Annotated in this window: 14 protein-coding genes; 6 read left to right on the top strand and 8 right to left on the bottom strand. The window is 70.8% G+C overall.

Translation table 11 applies throughout. From position 1 onward, the window contains the following. Positions 1–76: 76 nt before the first annotated feature. Both ACFY5B_RS10585 and ACFY5B_RS10580 read left to right on the top strand, forming a co-directional pair. A complete protein-coding gene (locus tag ACFY5B_RS10585) occupies positions 77–382 on the top strand; it encodes a 4a-hydroxytetrahydrobiopterin dehydratase (protein WP_389967498.1) in 306 nt (101 codons plus the stop codon). Positions 383–386: 4 nt separating this feature from the next. Then, the gene (locus ACFY5B_RS10580; protein ID WP_389967496.1) at positions 387–1,130 is read left to right on the top strand and encodes a class I SAM-dependent methyltransferase; all 744 of its coding nucleotides are present in this window, start codon (positions 387–389) and stop codon (positions 1,128–1,130) included. Here the strand turns inward: ACFY5B_RS10580 and ACFY5B_RS10575 are convergent. Beyond that, on the bottom strand, positions 1,099–1,575 hold the full coding sequence (locus ACFY5B_RS10575) for a hypothetical protein (RefSeq protein WP_389967493.1): 477 nt from the start codon (positions 1,573–1,575) through the stop codon (positions 1,099–1,101). The two genes, ACFY5B_RS10580 and ACFY5B_RS10575, sit on opposite strands and share 32 nt — an antisense overlap. After that, positions 1,572–2,051, bottom strand: coding sequence for a hypothetical protein (locus tag ACFY5B_RS10570; RefSeq protein ID WP_389967490.1), 480 nt, complete (start codon positions 2,049–2,051; stop codon positions 1,572–1,574). Before ACFY5B_RS10570 ends, ACFY5B_RS10575 begins: the two co-directional genes overlap by 4 nt. Positions 2,052–2,090: 39 nt before the next feature. Between ACFY5B_RS10570 and ACFY5B_RS10565 the strand changes: the two genes are divergently transcribed. Beyond that, positions 2,091–3,044 carry a helix-turn-helix transcriptional regulator gene (locus tag ACFY5B_RS10565; RefSeq protein ID WP_389967487.1) on the top strand — a complete coding sequence of 318 codons (954 nt, stop codon included), beginning with the start codon at positions 2,091–2,093 and terminating at the stop codon, positions 3,042–3,044. Between the two features lie 8 nt (positions 3,045–3,052). On the opposite strand, the gene ACFY5B_RS10560 is transcribed toward ACFY5B_RS10565, so the two are convergent. Both ACFY5B_RS10560 and ACFY5B_RS10555 read right to left on the bottom strand, forming a co-directional pair. Next, entirely contained in the window at positions 3,053–5,707 is a 2,655-nt protein-coding gene (locus tag ACFY5B_RS10560) for a cellulose binding domain-containing protein (RefSeq protein ID WP_389967484.1), read from the bottom strand. A 208-nt stretch (positions 5,708–5,915) separates the two neighbouring features. After that, positions 5,916–8,834: a glycoside hydrolase family 48 protein gene (locus ACFY5B_RS10555; RefSeq protein WP_389967481.1), complete on the bottom strand. Its 2,919-nt coding sequence runs from the start codon at positions 8,832–8,834 to the stop codon at positions 5,916–5,918. A gap of 460 nt (positions 8,835–9,294) precedes the next feature. Here ACFY5B_RS10555 and ACFY5B_RS10550 point away from each other — a divergent pair, with 460 nt between their 5' ends. Together ACFY5B_RS10550 and ACFY5B_RS10545 are read left to right on the top strand one after the other, a co-directional pair. Continuing rightward, entirely contained in the window at positions 9,295–11,013 is a 1,719-nt protein-coding gene (locus ACFY5B_RS10550; RefSeq protein WP_389967478.1) for a glycoside hydrolase family 6 protein, read from the top strand. A 130-nt stretch (positions 11,014–11,143) separates the two neighbouring features. Beyond that, on the top strand, positions 11,144–12,052 hold the full coding sequence (locus tag ACFY5B_RS10545; RefSeq protein WP_389967476.1) for a class I SAM-dependent methyltransferase: 909 nt from the start codon (positions 11,144–11,146) through the stop codon (positions 12,050–12,052). 224 nt (positions 12,053–12,276) lie between these two features. Here the strand turns inward: ACFY5B_RS10545 and ACFY5B_RS10540 are convergent, their stop codons facing one another. The 3 genes from ACFY5B_RS10540 to ACFY5B_RS10530 all read right to left on the bottom strand — a co-directional run bounded on the left by ACFY5B_RS10540 (position 12,277) and on the right by ACFY5B_RS10530 (position 16,254). After that, entirely contained in the window at positions 12,277–13,068 is a 792-nt protein-coding gene (locus ACFY5B_RS10540; RefSeq protein WP_389967736.1) for an aldo/keto reductase, read from the bottom strand. A 156-nt stretch (positions 13,069–13,224) separates the two neighbouring features. Beyond that, positions 13,225–15,051, bottom strand: a complete 1,827-nt coding sequence (locus ACFY5B_RS10535) for an AMP-dependent synthetase/ligase (protein ID WP_389967473.1) — start codon at positions 15,049–15,051, stop codon at positions 13,225–13,227. 324 nt (positions 15,052–15,375) lie between these two features. After that, the gene (locus tag ACFY5B_RS10530; protein ID WP_389967470.1) at positions 15,376–16,254 is read right to left on the bottom strand and encodes a LysR substrate-binding domain-containing protein; all 879 of its coding nucleotides are present in this window, start codon (positions 16,252–16,254) and stop codon (positions 15,376–15,378) included. A gap of 161 nt (positions 16,255–16,415) precedes the next feature. Here ACFY5B_RS10530 and ACFY5B_RS10525 point away from each other — a divergent pair, with 161 nt between their 5' ends. Then, on the top strand, positions 16,416–17,429 hold the full coding sequence (locus tag ACFY5B_RS10525; protein WP_389967735.1) for a bile acid:sodium symporter family protein: 1,014 nt from the start codon (positions 16,416–16,418) through the stop codon (positions 17,427–17,429). On the opposite strand, the gene ACFY5B_RS10520 is transcribed toward ACFY5B_RS10525, so the two are convergent. After that, entirely contained in the window at positions 17,365–18,600 is a 1,236-nt protein-coding gene (locus ACFY5B_RS10520; protein ID WP_389967467.1) for a DUF4185 domain-containing protein, read from the bottom strand. The genes ACFY5B_RS10525 and ACFY5B_RS10520 overlap by 65 nt on opposite strands.

Genomic DNA, 18,600 nt, shown 5'->3' with positions numbered 1-18,600 from the left:
GGGCCCCGGCCGCCCCGCTGTGGCAGGCTGAGAGGACACCGAGCAGAACACCGCAGTCCGGGAAGGAGCGCAGCCCATGCCCGTCGAACCGCTGTCGCAGAAAGAGGTCGAGGACCGGCTGGCCGAGCTGCCGGGCTGGTCGCTCGACAGGGGCCGCCTCTTCCGCTCCTACCGGCTCGGCTCGCACTTCGCGGCGACGGCGATGGTCGTGCACATCGCCCAGGTCCAGGAGGAACTGAACCACCACTCCGACCTCACACTCGGCTACAACACCGTCTCCCTGGCCGTCCACACGCACAGCGCGGGCGGCGCCGTCACCGAGAAGGACTTCGAGCTCGCCCGCAGGGTGGAGGACCTCGCCCCCGGGCACGGGGCACACTGACCGGGTGCTCGACTACGACAAGGAAGCGGAGCGCTACGACGCCTCGCGCGGCGGCGAGCCCCGGGCGGCCGCCGCCGCGCAGGCCGTGCTGAGCCTCCTACCGCCGGACTCGCGCAGTCTGCTCGACGTCGCCTGCGGCACCGGCATCGTGACCCGCCGGCTCGCGGCCGCCCGCGAGAACCTGCGGGTGACCGGCGTCGACCTCGCCCCCGCGATGGCCCGGCAGGCCTCCACCCGGCTCCCCGGAGCCGTCGTGCGCGCCGACAGCCGCCGGCTGCCCTTCCGGGACGGGCAGTTCGACGCCGTGTGCAGCGTGTGGCTGCTGCACCTGGCCGCCGGGCCCGCCGAGGTGCGGACCATCGTCGGCGAGTGCGCCCGGGTGCTGCGCCCCGGCGGGATCTATGTCACCACGGTCGACAAGGCCGCCTCCCACAACGTGGGCAGTGACATCGATGTCGTCCTGTCCTCCCGGCCGCCCAGCCCGGTCCGGGACGCGGCGGCGGACGTCGAGTCCGCCGCCGCCGCCCACGGCCTGCTGCCGGCCGGACAGGCCCGCTTCACCGGTCACGGTCAGGGCCGCAGCCCCCGCCGCACGATCGCCGACCTGCGCCGGGGCTGGTTCGTCACCCTGCCACCGGGCGACCCGCTCGCCGACGGATTCGCCACCCGGCTGGCGCAGCTGCCCGACCAGGACCGGCCGCGCCCCGACCCGGTGTTCAGCCTGCGGTCGTTCCGGAAGGCCGGGTGAACTCCATGATCCAGTTGGTCACCCAGCCGTCCCCGCCGTCGACGGAGAACGCCTGCTCCCAGCAGGCCGACGCGGCGGAGATGCCCGACCAGACGAACCGGACCCGCACCTCCTTGCCGTCATGGATGTCGTCGCCGTAGAACTCGCCGCGTCCGTTCTCGAACCTGCCGAAGACCGGCGGGAACAGCGTTCCGCTGATGCTGGAGGCCCAGTTCAGGGACCACTGCCCGGTCTTCGGGTCGAAGAGCCGCAGGGTCGCGCCCTGGGCCGACAGCCGGGGCATGTCGACCTCGTCGAGGTTCGCGGCGCCGCCGAACAGCGGCCGGCAGCGACTCGCCCCCGGGAACTCCTCCCAGTCGCTGTCCGGGTCGAGGAAGCCGGTGCGGCGCCGGTGCAGGACGTCCCAGTCACCGTGGAAGAAGTCGAAGTCGTGCGGGCTGCTCATGTGCGGTCTCCTGTGGTTCCGTCGGGCAGGGAGTCGGTCAGGTAGGCGTGGAGGTCCGGGGCTTCGGGGGCGAGCAGGTGCCGTACCCAGGCGTCCCGCTCGTGCAGGATCGGCGGCAGCTCCCAGACGCAGCCGATCCACGGAAGCTCGGGGGTGATGAAGTGGGCCGGGTCGCGGTCCGGGCAGCCCAGCACCGGCTGGCCCGCCGCCGCGCCCTTGAAGTGCAGGACGTTGTCCCACACCCAGCTGTAGGCGTTGAGGTAGGCACCGTCGTCACCGCCCCGGTGCAGGACGACGAAGGTCGCCGGGGGAGTGCCGTCCGGCTCCGGCAGCAGCTCCGGCAGGATCGCGTACGCCGCCTTCTCGACGTCGGGCTCGATACCGGCCGGGTCGGCGGTGACGTGGTAGCGCTTGACGTGCCGGCCGGCCACCTCGATCGGCGGAAGTACGGTCAGCAGCTTCTCGGTGAAACCCATGCCGGGACGTTAGAGCCGCTTCACTGACATCCTGTGTCAGTGAAGTCCAGCCGGCTCGTCTCCATCCTCCTGCTGCTCCAGACCCGCGGCCGGATGACCGCCGCCCGGCTCGCCGAGGAGCTGGAGGTCTCGGTGCGCACGGTCTACCGGGACATCGAGGCGCTGAGCGCGGCCGGCGTGCCGCTGTACGGCGACGCGGGCCACGCCGGCGGCTACCGCCTCCTCGACGGTTACCGCACCCGCCTCACCGGCCTCACCGCCGACGAGGCCGAGGCCCTCTTCCTCGCCGGAGCCCCCGGCCCCGCCGCCCAGCTCGGCCTCGGCAGCGTCCTGGCCGCCGCCCAGCTCAAGGTCCGGGCCGCCCTGCCGGCCGAACTGCGTCCGCACGCCGACCGGATCAGCGGGCGCTTCCACCTCGACGCGCCCGGCTGGTACGCCGACGCCGACGAGACGCCGTACCTCCCGGCCGTGGCCGACGCCGTGTGGAACTGCCGCGCCCTGCGCGTCCGCTACCGCCGCTGGCGTGAGCCGACCGACGTGGAGCGCCGGCTGGAGCCGTACGGGCTCGTCCTCAAGGCGGGCCGCTGGTACGTCGTCGCGGGCCCGGGCCCCCGCACCTACCGGGTCGACCAGATCCTTCGACTCACCTCCCTCGACCAGCGGTTCACCCGCCCGGACGACTTCGACCTGGCCGGGTACTGGGCGGCGTACCAGCGCGACTTCCACCACCGGCTCCGGCCCGCCCGGGCGGTGGTCCGGCTGGCGCCGGGCGTCTCCCTCCCCGGACCGGGGCAGAGCGACGCCCGCCTGGAAGAGGACGGCTGGACCCGGACCACCGTCCCCATCGAGTCCCTCGACCACGCCCACGCCGAGTTCCTGCGCCTCGGCACGGGCATCGAGGTCCTCGAACCCCAGGAACTGCGCGACCGCCTCGCCCGGACGGCGGCGGAACTGGTGGAGAGGTACGGCAGTCCGGGCACTCCCCGCCGGTGACCGCCCGCTCAGGCGACAGCGCAGGTCTGCTCACCCAGCTTGAACGCGGCCGGTTTCGAGTTCGTGTCCGAGCGGCTCGCGGTGAAGCCGAAGCTCACCGACGACCCGGCCGCCACGCTCGCGTTCCAGCCGACGTTCTTCGCCGTCACCGCCGAACCCGACTGTGCCGTGTCGGCGTTCCACGCCTGCGTCAGCTTCTGGCCGTCGGCGAAGGTCCAGCCGAGCGACCAGCCGTTCCAGGCGCTCGTACCGGTGTTGGTGAGCTGGACGTCCGCCTGGAAACCGCCCGACCACTGACTGGTGACCTTGTACGTCACCTTGCAGGCACCGGTCGGCGTCGGGTCGGGACCGGGCCCCGGATCCGTGGTGCCGCCGCCGGAGCTGTCGCCGTAGAGCACGCCCCGGCCGTTCGTGGAGACGTAGACACGGCCGTACACCCGCGGGTCGCCGGTGATCGCCGCGCCGGTCCAGCCCCACTGGTGGGCGTCGTCGTTGATGCGGGTCCAGCTCGCGCCCTTGTCGGTGGACCGGAAGACGCCGCGCACGCCGCCGATCTTCGCGCTGGTGTAGAGGGTCTGGTAGGAGGCACCGGGTGCCGCCTTGCCGAAGCCGACGGTGTCGGCCTGCTCGACGTTCGGCAGCTTGGTGAAGCTCGCCCCGCCGTCCGTGGAGTGCCACAGGCCGTAGGCGCCGTCCGTCGCGCCACCGGCCAGCCAGACGTCCCCCTTCCCGCCCGGCAGCGCCTTGAAGCGGACGCTGTCACCGCTCGGAAGCCCCGTGGCAGGAGATGCCTTGAAGGTCGCTCCGCCGTCCGTACTGACGTAGAACTTCCCGGACTTGAAGCCGTAGAAGGTCTTCGCGTCGACCCGGTCCGACTCGACGATCGCCCCGGCGGGGATCCCTCCGGAGGCCTGCCACGACGTGCCGAAGCCGGTCGAGTGGTGCACGCCGGCGCCCTCGGGGCTCCACACGAACCGGCTGCCGTCGGCCGCCGACGCCACCGTGCCGCCGCCGCTCACGCCCGAAGGGTCGGTCCCGGCGAACCAGTTGGCGCCGTTGTCGGTCGAGAACGCGATGTGCGGTCCCGAGTCCAGGTTGCCCGTCCGCACCACCGTGTTCGGGTTCGACTCGGCGAAGTCCAGGCTCGTGGTCGTCGTGAAGTTCGGCTGGGTGAACATCATCGACGGCACCTTCGTCAGGTCCGTGTGCCGGAAGCCGCCGATGTCACCGAGCGCGCTCAGCAGCGGGGCGCCGGACGGGGGAGAGGCGAGGTCGTTGACCGCCGTCTCCTCCAGCCCCTGCACCATCGGTCGGATGGCGAACTTGCTTCCGCTGTCCCACTTCGTGAGGTTCTCGGTGCCGTAGACCGTCGCACCCGTCCCGTACATCATGCGGTCGGAGTTGAACGGGTCGATCTCCAGCGCCTCCGTCATCCAGCCCAGCTTCGGCGTCTGCTCGGGCGGTTGGGGGTTCGCGCCCCAGGTCAGCCACGGCGAGGACGAGACGTCCATCGTGTAGCGGTTCTCGCGGTTCGGATACGACGTGTAGTCCCACGCCTTGGTCCACGTCGCGCCGCTGTCCGTGGAGCGGAAGATCTGCGTGTCGGGCCACCAGGCGCTGTACGCGGTCGCCATGACCGTGCCCGGCTTCAGCCGGTCCACCGTCAGCCCGCTGAAGCCGTAGGAGGTGTCGGCCTCCGCCACCGGGCTGATGTTCGTCCAGTTCCCCGTGCCCGTCGCGTAACGCCACAGCCGGCCCTTGCCGCCGTCGTACGGGCCGCCCTTGTCGCTGTAGGCGAGGTAGAGGTAGCCGTTCTTCGCGTCCAGGACGCCCTTGTGGGCGAGGTGGCCGGTGGGCTGCCCGGCCAGCCGCTGCCAGGTGGCGCCCGCGTCCGTCGACCGGTACACCGCGTTGTCCTTGTCGGCGACCCCGACGTAGATCGTCTTCGTGGCGCTCCCGGCCGTGCCCGTGGACTCGTCGAAGGTGACCCACACGATGCCCTGGTTGTCGGACGCGTAGCCGCTCGTGTCGCTCGGGTCCTGGGCGTAGTTGCCGACGTTGGGGAAGTTCGCCACCTGCGACCAGCTGACCCCCGAGTCCGTCGACCGCCACAGCCCCTTGCCGCTGGGCGCGCCCAGGTAGAGCACGCTGTTGCGGTTCGGGTCGATCGCCAGCCGCTCGCCCATGCCCCGCCCAGGCATGTTGCCGCCCAGTTTGAACGGCAGGTCGGCCTTCCGCCAGCTCGCGCCCCGGTCAAAGGAGCGCATCACCGCACCGTTCTTCGGGTCCCAGCTGTTCGTGTACGTCCCGACCGCCGCGTACACCCGGTTCGGGTCGACGGAGTCGGACGCGATGCTGACGACGCCCGTGTGCCCCCAGTCGTCCCACCCGACCGAGTCCAGCAGCGGCGTCCAGGTCTTGGAGGACTCCTGCCAGCGGTACGCCCCGCCGATGTCCGTGCGGGCGTAGGCCAGGTTCTTCTCCGAGCGGTTGAAGACGATGCCGGGGACGAACCCGCCCCCGTCGATCCGGGCGTTCTTCCAGGTGTACGTGTCCGCGGCGAGCTTCGTCGCCGGGGGATCGGCCGCCAGGGCGGTGGGGGCGCCCGACAGCAGCCCGGCCGCCAGCGCCAGCACGGCCGTGAGGATACGGGTTCTTCGCACGGTGGGGGTCCTTCCGAGAGGGGAGACGTGCGAGGGCCGGGCGGCCCCTGTGCAAGTGGAGCCGCCCGGCCGTGGTGGCCCCGCGTCAGGTGCAGGGCCGTGTACGCAGAGCTTCGGACGCTGTCTTGGGGGGCGCGGGGAACTGCGCGACCAGCCACTCACGGCCCGCAGACGAAAACCGCACTACCCGCGGAGCGCCCGGCGGGGGCTATTCGAGGAGTTCCGCGTACGAGCCCATGGCCAGGGCGATGTCCGCCTGGGCCCAGAACCGGTGGTAGGTGAATGACGGCACCGCGCCGCCCGAGAGATAGCTCTCGATCTTCGACCAGGCGGGGTCGTCTTCGTAGAAGGAGCGGATCGAGTCGAAGGTGGATGACGAGTTGATCGCGTCGCCGTTCGGCATCGTGCCTGTCCAGCCGCTCGGGATGTGCACCGGGTCGTCGAAGCGGTTGTAGTCGGCCCGGTTCTCGGGAACGGCGATGCCGAGCGCGTCCTGGTGGTTGGCCCACATGCCGTCCAGCAGTTTCTTCGCCGCCGTGGCGGCCTCGGTGTCACCGGAGCGGTCCGCGTAGTACGTCAGGGTCTTGGCGTAGGCGGCCGCCACACCGACGTCGTTGGTGTAGTCGGCGACGGTGACGCGCAGCCCGCTGTTGGAGCCGGGGCTGGAGGCGTTCCAGGTGTCGGGCTGGCCCGACCACTGCAGCGTCGACGGGATGCGGAAGGTGCCGTCGGGGTTGAAGGTGGTCTTGGACAGCGCCCAGTCGACCCACTTGTCCAGGACTGTCTTGGCCTTGGCGTTGCCCGTCTGCTGGTACAGCTCGGCGACCCGCTCCATGGACCATGCCTGGAAGCCGAACCACTGGTTGGACGGCGGGTCGTGGTACACGGGCTTCTCGTCGTAGTACATGCCGTAGAACGTGGACTTGCCCGAGGGCGGGGTCGCGTACCGGCCCGCCCAGCTGTTGGTCGCACCGCCCGCGATGGCGCCCTCGTTCGACTGCAGCCAGCGGTAGAACTCCAGCTGCCGGTCCATGGACTTGGCCCAGTCCGCCGCGCCCGTCGCCGACTTCGGCTTCAGCGGCGCGTAGTTGGCGAGCGCGTAGGCCGCCAGGGGGTTCTGGTAGCCGCCGTGGGCGTGGCTGGAGCCGATGCGCCAGGCCCAGCCGGCACTGGTGTCGGTGGCGCCGCCCCAGGCGTAGTACCAGGACATCAGGTACATCGAGGCGTCCTTGCCGGTGCCCGCCGGGCAGGTGGAGGGCCCGACGCAGTTGCCGACCTTCTTGAAGTACTTGTCGAACATCGAGTAGCGCAGGTAGTCGCCCATCTTGGCGGCCTTGCCCACCGTCGCGGAGACGGCGGAGCCCTTGCCCTGCTCCTTGGCCCACAGGTCCGCCCAGTAGGCGGCCTGCACGGCCCGGGCGTCGGCGTCCGGCGCGTTGGTGAACTTCCACTGCTTGGCGTAGGAGGCGTCACCGGTGAACAGGTCCAGGTAGCCGTTCTTGCCGCCGTACTTGAAGGCGTCGCAGGTCGGCTGCGGGACGGTCTCCCACACCGACTCCTGCGGCCCGCGCTGGAAGGTGTTGATGTACGACGGGCCGGTGTCCGACGGGCCGGCCTCGCACTTGCCGGGCGAGTTGCCGAAGCCGTAGACGTTGTCCACGTCCTGCAGCCAGTGCATGCCGTAGACGTCGTCCGTGCCGTAGGCGCTCTTCAGCTCGCCCGCGATCGGGTCGGAACCGGCCGCGACGGACGGGTCGAGCTTGGCCGGGTACTCGTTCGGCGTGTCCAGCTCGGGGGCGTAGGTGGCGGGCTTGGAGGGGTTGTAGAAGGAGTTGGTCGGCTGGTCGGCCTTGGTGGGGATCATGTACTTCTCCATGAGCTCCCACGCGCCGTTGAACTTCGACCAGTCACCCGTCACCTTGCCGTACATGGCCTGCAGCCACAGCAGGTAGCTGTACGCCTCCGACGTGGTCTCGTGGCCGTGGTCAGGCGCCTCGACGATCAGCGTCTCCACCGAGTGGTACGGGATGCCCTCGGGGGAGAAGTAGCCGTTCGCCGGGTTGGTGATCTTCCCGTACAGCTCCAGGAAGCGGGCGTCGTACACCTTCGACGCCGCCAGCTGCGTGACGGTGACCGAGGCCTTGGCGTGGCCCGCGGCCGTCGACTCGAAGACGGCCGATCCGGTGCCGGAGCCCGCCGCCGACACGGTCACCTTCTGCGCGGTGTTCCAGTTCTGCGGCGTGAAGGTGAGCGAGGCACCGGCCGAGACCGACAGCCCCGAGTTGCCGCTCGCCCGGGCCGAGGTCACCGTCACGTTGGACGACGGCTGCTTGGACAACTTCACCTCGTAGGTGCCCGACTTGCCGGACTGGACGCCCAGTTGGAGCGGCGAGGCGACGACGGTCGGGCCCGAGGAGACGGTGATGCCGACCGGGGTGGAGTCCGCGGAGGCGCCCATGCTGTCGTACGCCTTCGCCACCAGGGAGTGACCGCCCACGGCCAGGTCGGAGACGGACAGCGCGTAGGGCGCAGTCGTGTCCGTGCCCAGCAGCTTGGTGTCGTCGTAGAACTCCACCTTGCTGATCGTGGCGTTGTCCGCGGCGGCCGCGGTGGCCGCCATTGGCACCGCCTGGCCCTGGGTGTAGACGGCGCCCGCGCTCGGGCTGGTCAGCACGGCGATCGGCGGCTGGTGCGCGCCGGTGCAGGGCGTGCCGTTGACGGAGAAGGACGTCGGCGCGGTGTTGCCGCCGCTGTAGGAGAACTGGGCACCGGTGGAGACGGCGGCGCCCGCTGCGACCCGCGCGTTGTGGGAGGCGTTCTTCACGGTGATGTTCTGGCCGGACTGCGACCAGGTGCCGTTCCAGCCGTTGCCCAGCTTCTGGTTGCCGGAGTAGGCGTAGGTCAGCGTCCAGCCGTCGATGACGTCCGTGCCGCGGTTGGTGAGGGTGAGGTCCACCGTGAAACCGGAGCCCCAGTCGTTCGTCTTGTAGTCGACACTGCACTGAAGTGCCGCCGCCTGCGCGGGAGTCGACCCTGAGGAGAGCATCGTCAACGGAAGGGTGAGAGCTGCGAGCGCCGCGGTCCACAGACGCCGCACGGCTCTCCGCCTCCGGGGTGGGGGATGCATGGTGCTGGTTCCTCCTTGCGGCTCGGAGAAGTCAAGGCTTGAACCAGTGGGAGCGCTCCCATAGTGCGGATGCGTCAGGTACCGGTCAAGGTTCTAGAAGAGTCGAAAAGATTCGACGCCTCGCGTTGAGCAAAAGTCAGCAACTCCCCTGTTCTTTACTGTCACTTGGCGCTACCTTCCTTGACACCAGTGGGAGCGGTTCCATCAGTCGACGCGTCCGTCACGGCACGCCCGACCTGCAAGGAGTCGCTCATGCGACACCCCCCGCGTTCAGTACTTTGAGCCGCCGCCGGCGCGAGAGCGCCGCGTGCGGCGGACAGGTGACGCCCTCCGCCGGCTGCGTACGGCGCACCAGGCCCCGGCATGCCCGCAAAGGCGCACACCGCACTCACCGCACCTCTGAACCCCCCACGGAACCGCGGACATCGCAAGGAACCCAACGGAAGAGGGACCCCCACTCATGAGCCGTACGAGAACCGCGTTACTGGCCGCCATGGCTCTGGTCGCCGGCGCGACCGGCACCGCCTTCGCCGTCGACCCGGGCGGCACCGGCGTCGCAGCCGTCCCCTGCACCGTCGACTACAAGATCCAGAACCAGTGGAGCACCGGCTTCACCGCCGCCGTGACCATCACCAACAACAGTGCCGCCAAATCGTCCTGGTCGCTGAAGTGGTCGTACGCCGGGAACCAGAAGGTCACCAGCGGCTGGAACGCCAAGCTCAGCCAGAGCGGCGCGGCCGTCACCGCCGCCAACGAGAGCTACAACGGGCAGCTGGCGACGGGCGGCTCGGTCAGCTTCGGCTTCCAGGGCAGCTACAGCGGCAGCAACGCGATCCCGGCGACCTTCACCCTCGACGGCGTGACCTGCAACGTCGACGGCGGCCCCGGCGGCCCCACGGACCCGCCGGACCCGGGCGGACCGTCCAACCGGGTGAACAACCCCTACGAGGGCGCGAAGGTGTACGTGAACCCGGAGTGGTCCGCGAACGCCGCCGCCGAGCCGGGCGGCAGCCGGGTCGCCAACCAGCCGACCGGTGTCTGGCTGGACCGCATCGCGGCCATCAACGGTGCGAACGGCAAGATGGGCCTGCGCGCCCACCTCGACGAGGCGCTGCGCCAGAAGGGCTCCGGCGAGCTCGTCGTCCAGTTCGTCATCTACAACCTGCCCGGCCGGGACTGCTCCGCCCTCGCCTCCAACGGCGAGCTGAAGGCTGACGAGATCGGCCGCTACAAGACTGAGTACATCGATCCCATCAAGGCCATCCTCGCCGACCCGAAGTACGCCTCGCTGCGGATCGTCACCACGGTCGAGATCGACTCGCTGCCCAACCTCGTCACCAACACCGGCAGCCGCCCGACGGCCGTCCCGCAGTGCGACGTGATGAAGGCCAACGGCAACTACGTCAAGGGCGTCGGCTACGCGCTGAACAAGCTCGGCGACGTGCCGAACGTCTACAACTACGTCGACGCCGGGCACCACGGCTGGATCGGCTGGGACGACAACTTCGGCCCCACCGCCACCATCATGAAGGAGGCGGCGACCGCCGAGGGCGCCACGGTGAACGACGTCCACGGCTTCATCACCAACACGGCGAACTACAGCGCCCTGAAAGAGAACAACTTCACCATCAACGACACCGTGGCCGGCAAGTCCGTCCGCGAGTCGAAGTGGGTCGACTGGAACCGCTACACCGACGAGCTGTCCTACGCCCAGGCCTTCCGCAACCAGCTGGTCTCGACGGGCTTCAACTCGAACATCGGCATGCTGATCGACACCTCCCGCAACGGTTGGGGCGGCACCGCACGGCCCACCGGACCGGGCGCGACGACCAGCGTCGACACCTACGTCGACGGCGGGCGGTACGACCGTCGCTTCAACGCCGGCAACTGGTGCAACCAGTCCGGAGCCGGCCTGGGCGAGCGCCCGAAGGCCGCCCCGGCCGCGGGGATCGACGCGTACGTGTGGATGAAGCCGCCGGGCGAGTCCGACGGGGCGAGCAAGCAGATCCCGAACGACGAGGGCAAGGGCTTCGACCGCATGTGCGACCCGACCTACACGGGCAACCCGCGCAACAACAACAACATGTCCGGTGCCCTGCCGGACGCGCCGCTGTCCGGGCACTGGTTCTCCGCACAGTTCCGGCAGCTGATGCAGAACGCGTACCCGCCGCTGTCCTGACCGGTTCGCGGTGAACCGCTGATCCGCCGGGGCCCCGGCCCCGGCGGATTTTGCCGCACCGGCAACAGCAGTGGCCTCCGCGCGGTGCGTCGGCGCACGCTGACCGCATCCGAGCGAGAGGCTGACCACCATGGCGCACGACCACCACGACCACCACGACGACCACGAGCGCGGCCACGCCCCTCACCACGGCCACACGGACCTCGACTGGGCCGAGATGGGCCCGATGCTGGAGTCCTCGGCGGAGCTGTTCGCGCCTCTGTACGAACGGGCGCTGGGCTGGCTGGCGCAGGAGGTGACCGAGCCGGGTCTGATCGTCGACGCCGGCAGCGGGCCGGGTGTGGTGTCGTGCCTGTTCGCGGAGACGTTCCCGGGCGCCCGGATCGTGGCGGTGGACGGCTCCGAAGCCCTGCTGGAGCGAGCCCGGGCGCGGGCCGGGCGGCAGGGCGTCGCCGACCGTTTCGGCACGCTCGCCGGTGATCTGCCCGAGGTGCTCGGCGAGCTGGACTACCCCGCCGACCTCCTCTGGGCGAGCCGAAGCCTGCACCACCTGGGCGATCAGCGGGCCGCGCTGGCCGCTTTCGCGCGGCGGCTCGCACCGGGCGGCACGCTGGCCCTCATGGAGGGCGGCCTGCCCCTGCGGTTCCTGCCGCGCGACATCGGCATCGGCCGCCCCGGTCTCCAGGCGCGGATCGACGCGGTGGAGTCGGAGTGGTTCAGCCGGATGCGCACCGATCTGGCCGGGCATGTGGCCGAGACGGAGCACTGGCCGGCCCTGCTGGCCGCCGCGGGGCTCAAGCACACGAGGACGCACAGCTTCCTGCTCGACCTGCCGGCCCCCGCCTCGGACCGGGCGCGCGCGTATGTCGTGGCCTCCCTGTCGCACATGCGCGACAAGCTCGCCGAGGGGCTCGACGCCGAGGATCTCGCGACCGTCGACCGCCTGCTCGACCCCGACGACGAGGCGAGCCTGCACCGCCGCCCGGACGTGTTCGTCCTGGAGGCCCACACCGTGCACACGGCGGTCCGGCCCGCGTAGCGGCCGCCGGCCCGGCACCCTCGAGGCAGCCGGTCCGAGGGGGATCCGCCCCGGAACGACAACGCCCCGGCCCGGGCTCCACGAGGGGGCTCCGGACGGGGGCGCTGCCAGGGGTCGGGCCCGCGAGGGGCCTCCGGACCGGTGGCCCTGCCGGGAGGGTGCTCCGGCCCCGCGAGGGGCCTGCAGCCCCTGGGTCCTGCGGCCCCGGGTGCTGACGGTGCGGCTCAGGCGCCGTTGAACTCCGCCGGGTCCGGGCCGATGCGCCGGTCCTCGTTCAGGGCGCTGATCGCCGCCAGGTCCTCGTCGTCGAGGCTGAAGTCGAACACCTCGATGTTCTCCTTGATCCGCGACGGCGTCACGGACTTCGGGATCACCACGTTGCCCAGCTGGATGTGCCAGCGCAGCACCACCTGGGCCGGGGTGCGGTCGTGCTTGCGGGCGATGGCCACGATCGCCGGGACCTCCAGCAGGCCCTTGCCCTGGCCGAGCGGGGACCAGGCCTCCGTGGCGATGCCCTGCTGCGCGTGGTACTCACGGGAGGCACCCTGCTGCAGGTGCGGGTGCAGCTCGATCTGGTTCACCGCCGGGACGACCGACGTCTCACCGATCAGCTTCTGAAGGTGCTCGGGAAGGAAGTTGGAGACACCGATGGCTCGGATCCGGCCGTCGGCGTGCAGCTTCTCGAACGCCTTGTAGGTGTCGACGTACAGACCCCGCTCCGGCGTCGGCCAGTGGATCAGGTACAGGTCGACGAAGTCCAGGCCGAGCTTCTCCAGCGACGTGTCGAAGGCGCGCAGCGTGGAGTCGTACCCCTGGTCGGCGTTCCAGAGCTTCGTGGTGACGAAGAGCTCCTCGCGGGGCAGACCGGAGGCGGCGATGGCCTTGCCGGTGCCCTCCTCGTTGCCGTAGATCGCCGCGGTGTCGATGCTGCGGTACCCGGCCTCCAGTGCCGTCCCGACGGCCTTCTCGGCCTCGTCGTCCGGCACCTGCCAGACGCCGAAGCCCAGCTGGGGCATCTCGACGCCGTTGTTCAGGATGATCGGGGGGACCTTGCTCACGAGCTCTCGATCCTTCGGTAAGTGGTCAGTGTGCTCCCATCGTCAACGATCACGGGCGGTGATGCATTCCTGACGGGAGAATTCCCAAGCCACACCTGCCCCGCGGGGCGGAGGTCACGCCCGGTAGAGCGCCTCGACCTCGTTCTCGTACGCGTTCTCGATGGCCTTCCGCTTCAGCTTGAGGGACGGGGTCAGCAGCCCGTGCTCCTCCGTGAACGGCTGGGCCAGTATGCGGAAGGTGCGGATCGACTCGGCCTGCGAGACGAGGGTGTTGGCGGCGACCACCGCGCGGCGCACCTCCGTCTCCAGATCCGCGTCGCGCACCAGCTCCGCCGCGGACATCTGCGGCTTGGACCGCATGGCCAGCCAGTGCTCCACGGCCTCCTGATCGAGGGTGATCAGGGCGGCGATGTAGGGGCGGTCGTTGCCCACGACGATGCACTGGTTGACCAGCGGATGGTCCCGGACGCGTTCCTCCAGCACGCCGGGGGAAACGCTCTTTCCGCCGGACGTGACCAGGATCTCCTTCTTGCGGCCGGTGATGGTGAGGAAGCCGTCCTCGTCCAGCGCGCCCAGGTCGCCGGTGGCGAGCCAGCCGTCGTGCAGGGTCGCGTCGGTGGCCTTCTGGTTGTTGAGATACCCCTGGAAGACGTTCTCGCCGTGCAGCCAGATCTCGCCGTCGTCCGCGATGTGCACGGTCATGCCCGGGATGGGCTGCCCGACCGTGCCGAACCGGGTGCGCCCGGGCGGGTTGGCGGTCGCGGCCGCCGTGGACTCGGTCAGGCCGTAACCCTCGTAGATGTGCACGCCCGCCCCGGCGAAGAACAGCCCGAGGCGGCGGTCCATCGCCGAGCCGCCGGACATGGCGTGCTTGATGCGGCCGCCCATCGCGGCGCGGATCTTGGTGTAGACGAGTTTGTCGAACAGCTGGTGCTGCATGCGCAGGCCCGCCGACGGGCCGGGGCCGGTGCCCCAGGCCTTCGCCTCCATCGCGTCCGCGTACCGGATCGCGATGTCGACGGCCTTCTCGAAGGGGCCGGAGCGGCCCTCCTTCTCGGCCTTGCGGCGGGCCGCGTTGAACACCTTCTCGAAGATGTACGGCACGGCCAGGAAGAACGTCGGCTTGAACGCGGCCAGATCCGGCAGCAGGGCCGCCGCGTTCAGCTGCGGCTGGTGGCCGAACTTCACCTTGCCGCGGATCCCGGCGACCTGGACCATCCGCCCGAAGACGTGCGCGAGCGGCAGGAACAGCAGGGTCGCCGCCTCGTCGCCGCGCCGGGAGTGGAACACCGGCTCCCAGCGCTCGATGACGGTGTCCGCCTCGTACATGAAGTTGCCGTGGGTGATGACACAGCCCTTGGGGCGGCCGGTGGTGCCCGAGGTGTAGATGATCGTGGCGACCGAGTCGGGTGTGACGGCCTGCCGGTGGCGGTGCACCACCTCGTCGTCGAGGTGTGCGCCCGCGTCGTACAGCTCGTGCACGGCACCGGAGTCCAGCTGCCACAGCCGGCGCAACCGGGGGAGCCGGTCGATGACGGTGGCGATCGTCATCGCGTGGTCCTCGTGCTCCACGACCGCGGCCGTGACCTCGGCGTCGTAGAGCATCCAGAAGCACTGCTCGGCCGACGACGTCGGATACACCGGCACGACCTGGGCGCCGATCGTCCACAGCGCGTAGTCGAAGAGGGTCCACTCGTAGCGCGTGCGGGACATGATCGCGACCCGGTCGCCGAACCGGATGCCGCTCGCCAGCAGGCCCTTGGCCAGGGCGAGCACCTCGTCGCGGAACTCGGCGCTGGTGACGTCCTGCCATTGACCGGAGTCGTCCTTGCGGCCCAGCGCGATGTGCTGCGGATCCTCCTGGGCATGCTCGAAGACCACGTCGGCCAGACCGCCCACCGGAGGTGCCAACGCCAACGGAGGGTTGGTGAACTCGCGCAAACCCCGCTCCCCGTTCCTCAGCGCTCTTGTCGAGTGACGCCCCGCACAGCGCCGTGAAAGCTACCCCACCGGGGCAGAGGGCGGGAGGGGGTACGGAAGCGCGCACCGCTTCGGTCCGCGCTGGACAGCGAGGGAAAAAGCGCTCACATGGGGAAGGGTCGGACACAAACCTGACGGTTGAGTAAGTTTCGGTGCCGTAATCTCCACCGAATCTGTACGAGTCCGGCCGTGGCGCGACGCGCCCCCGAACGGGGTCCCTTCTGTCAGCGGCAGGGCGCCGGATTTCGTCACTCCGCTTCCGTCGGAGGTGTCTGATCGGCCGGCTCAGAGGCCCTTGCGCTCGCTGCGCTGGAGCCGGTCGCCGCCTGCCAGGATCGCCGCTGCCAGGGCGTCGGCCGCGCCCTGGGCGGAGGGCCGGCGCCGGCCGTGGACCAGGACGAAGTCGACCTGCCCCAGTTCCGGCAGCCCCGCCCGGTCGGGGACCCGGACCAGACCCGGCGGGATCAGGCCGCGGGAGTGGGCCATCACACCGAGACCGGCCCGGGCCGCCGCGACGAGACCGTTGAGGCTGCCGCTGGTGCACACCACGCGCCAGTCGCGGCCCTCCCGTTCCAGGGCCTCCAGGGCGAGTGCGCGGGTGATGCCGGGCGGCGGGTAGACGATGAGCGGCACCGGGCGGTCCGGGTCGAGCCGGAGGCGTTCCGCGCCGATCCACACCAGCCGGTCGTGCCGGACCAGCTCGCCCCGCGGGTCCTCGGGCCGCCGCTTGGCCAGGACCAGATCCAGTTTCCCGGCGGCCAGCTGCTCGTGCAGCGTGCCCGACAGCTCGACCGTCAGCTCCAGGTCGACCTCCGGGTGCTCGTGCCGGAAGCCCTCCAGGATTTCCGGCAGCCGGGTCAGCACGAAGTCCTCCGAGGCGCCGAAGCGCAGCCGGCCGCGCAGCCGGGTGCCCGTGAAGAACGCCGCCGCCTGCTCGTGTACCTCCAGGATCCGGCGCGCGAAGCCGAGCATGGCCTCGCCGTCCTCGGTCAGCTCCACGGAGTGCGTGTCCCGGGTGAACAACGTCCGCCCCGTGGCGTCCTCCAGGCGCCGCACGTGCTGGCTGACCGTCGACTGCCGCACCCCGAGCCGCCGCGCGGCCTGCGTGAAACTCAGCGTCTGCGCCACCGACAGGAACGTGCGCAGATGGGACGGGTCGTACATGGGTCCATGTTATCGCGGAACGCAATGACAGTGAGAACGGTATACGGGATTCCCGATCGCCCGTCGGGGAAGCAGGATGGAAGGGGGCCGCTACGGCCCTGGACCGACCGAAGTACCAAAGCAAGTGGAGCACCGTGAAACGCCTGCGCCGGCCGCATTGGATGCCGATAGACCCCTACATCCTGCTCCTCCTCGGGACGGTGGGCCTCGCCGCGCTGTTCCCGGCGCGCGGACCGGCCGCCGATGTCGCCTCGGGTGCCTCCACGGCGGCGGTCGCCCTGCTGTTCTTCCTGTACGGCGCCCGGCTGTCCACGCGTGAGGCGCTGGACGGACTGCGGCACTGGCGACTGCACGTGACGGTTCTGGCCTGCACCTTCCTGGTCTTCCCACTGCTCGGACTCGCGGCCCACGGGCTGGTGCCGGTGATCCTGACGCACCCGCTCTACCAGGGCCTGCTCTTCCTCACCCTGGTCCCGTCGACCGTCCAGTCGTCGATCGCCTTCACCTCGATGGCCCGCGGCAACGTGCCCGCCGCGATCTGCGCGGGCTCCTTCTCCTCCCTCGTCGGCATCGTCGCCACCCCGCTGCTCGCGGCTTCGCTGCTCGGCGGCAGCGGCGGCGGCTTCTCCGCCGACTCGCTGCTGAAGATCGTGCTGCAACTGCTGGTGCCGTTCCTCGCCGGGCAGTTGCTGCGCCGCTGGATCGGCGGCTTCGTCACGCGCCACAAGCAGGTCCTCGGGCTGGTGGACCGCGGCTCGATCCTGCTGGTCGTCTACACCGCGTTCAGCGCGGGCATGGTCCAGGGCATCTGGCACCAGGTCAGCCCGGTGCGGCTGGGCGCTCTGGCCGTCGTGGAGGCCGTGATCCTCGCCGTGATGCTGCTGCTCACCTGGTACGGCGGCAAGGCGCTGGGCTTCGGCCGGGCGGACCGGATCGCGATCCAGTTCGCCGGCTCCAAGAAGTCCCTGGCGGCCGGACTGCCCATGGCGAGCGTCCTGTTCGGCGCGCAGGCGGCGCTCGCCGTACTGCCGCTGATGCTCTTCCACCAGATGCAGCTCATCGTGTGCGCGGTGATCGCCAAGCGGCGCGCGCGGGAGGCGGCGGCGGAGGTCACCGCACCGCAGCCAGCCGCAACGACACGAACCGCGGTCGGTACAGGGACACGTTCCGGCTGAGCCGGTCGGCGGCGCCCGTCATGTCCAGCCAGTTGACGTCGTAGCTCAGGACGAGCCGTCCCCCGCCGCTCAGCACCGGATGCGCCTGCGGATTGTAGGCGGCCACCTCCCCCTGCGGCAGCGGCGGGCCGAACTCCTTCGCCGGACCGTGCCACGGCCCGGCCGGGGAACAGGCCCAGTAGGACGCCACGGTGGTCAGTCCCTTCGGGCCGGCGGCCATCGTGAACAGCACGTACGTACCGCCCTCCCGGACGACCGAGAACGCGCTGCCCACGCCTTTGCGCCGCCCGTCCCCGAGCACCGGCCGGGGGCGGGCGCGGGGCACCCACGCCGAGCCGCTCCAGTACTGCCAGGCCGCCGGATCAGCGAGCGCGCCCTCGGGCACCCGGGCCGCGTACGCGTGCGAGGCGGGCCGGGAAGCGGCCCGGCCGTCGTCGCCGCCGAACACATAGGTCCAGCCGTCCTCCTCGACCAGCGTCGTGCCGAACAGCACCCGCCGGGACGGGTCGGGGACCGACTGCTGGCCGAGCACCTCGACGATCGACTCCAGGCGCAGCTCGGGCAGTGACAGCGTGGCGACCTCGGTCGCGGTGGGCACCCCGTAGATCCAGGGGGGCTGGCCTGCCGTGCGTACCCACAGCAGCACCCGGACGACCCGCTCCGGGGAGCCGGGGGAGCGGGGTTCGACGCGGGCGGCGACCGGCCAGCGCCACTGGTTCGGTGCCGGGTCGGCGAACAGCGGGGCGGGCAGGGTGGTCTCGAGGCGGCCGTCGCGCATCAGCACGGCCGAGTTGCGCACCAGCGGCGTGCCGGCGTCCCGCCAGGCGTAGGACTCGCCGTGCGGGTTGGGCGGGCCGTACACCCGGCCCAGGTAGGTGTCCGAGAACAGCCACAGCACCCGGCCGTCCGGCAACCGCACCGAGTGGGTGCCGTCGCCGCCGGTCCAGTCGTCCGTACGGCTCGCGTCGTCGCCGTAGCGGGCGAACTCGGCGGTGAGGCCGTCGTCCGGCTTCCAGGAGCCGACCGTCAGCGCCCGGCAGGCGTCGTCGTCCGAACCGTCGTCGCCGGGCAGGGCGATGAGCAGCGCCGCGCCGAGAACCAGGACCAGCAGCAGGCCGATCCCGGTTCCCGTGCGCTGTCGTGCTCGTAATGCTCCTGAGTCGTCGGGCAC

The sequence above is a fragment of the Streptomyces sp. NPDC013187 genome (genome assembly GCF_042899705.1).
Taxonomy (GTDB): Bacteria; Actinomycetota; Actinomycetes; order Streptomycetales; family Streptomycetaceae; genus Streptomyces; species Streptomyces hawaiiensis_A.
The sequence above is the reverse complement of the archived record's forward strand: the minus strand, read 5'-3'. Positions and strand labels throughout refer to the sequence as shown.

What these genes read in the sequence shown, in the direction of transcription:
- ACFY5B_RS10530 (WP_389967470.1), bottom strand. Translation starts at nt 16,254, where the DNA reads ATGTACGACCCGTCCCATCTGCGCACGTTCCTGTCGGTGGCGCAGACG.
- ACFY5B_RS10525 (WP_389967735.1), top strand. Translation starts at nt 16,416, where the DNA reads ATGCCGATAGACCCCTACATCCTGCTCCTCCTCGGGACGGTGGGCCTC.
- ACFY5B_RS10585 (WP_389967498.1), top strand. Translation starts at nt 77, where the DNA reads ATGCCCGTCGAACCGCTGTCGCAGAAAGAGGTCGAGGACCGGCTGGCC.
- ACFY5B_RS10545 (WP_389967476.1), top strand. Translation starts at nt 11,144, where the DNA reads ATGGCGCACGACCACCACGACCACCACGACGACCACGAGCGCGGCCAC.
- ACFY5B_RS10540 (WP_389967736.1), bottom strand. Translation starts at nt 13,068, where the DNA reads ATGCCCCAGCTGGGCTTCGGCGTCTGGCAGGTGCCGGACGACGAGGCC.
- ACFY5B_RS10555 (WP_389967481.1), bottom strand. Translation starts at nt 8,834, where the DNA reads ATGCATCCCCCACCCCGGAGGCGGAGAGCCGTGCGGCGTCTGTGGACC.
- ACFY5B_RS10575 (WP_389967493.1), bottom strand. Translation starts at nt 1,575, where the DNA reads ATGAGCAGCCCGCACGACTTCGACTTCTTCCACGGTGACTGGGACGTC.
- ACFY5B_RS10570 (WP_389967490.1), bottom strand. Translation starts at nt 2,051, where the DNA reads ATGGGTTTCACCGAGAAGCTGCTGACCGTACTTCCGCCGATCGAGGTG.
- ACFY5B_RS10550 (WP_389967478.1), top strand. Translation starts at nt 9,295, where the DNA reads ATGAGCCGTACGAGAACCGCGTTACTGGCCGCCATGGCTCTGGTCGCC.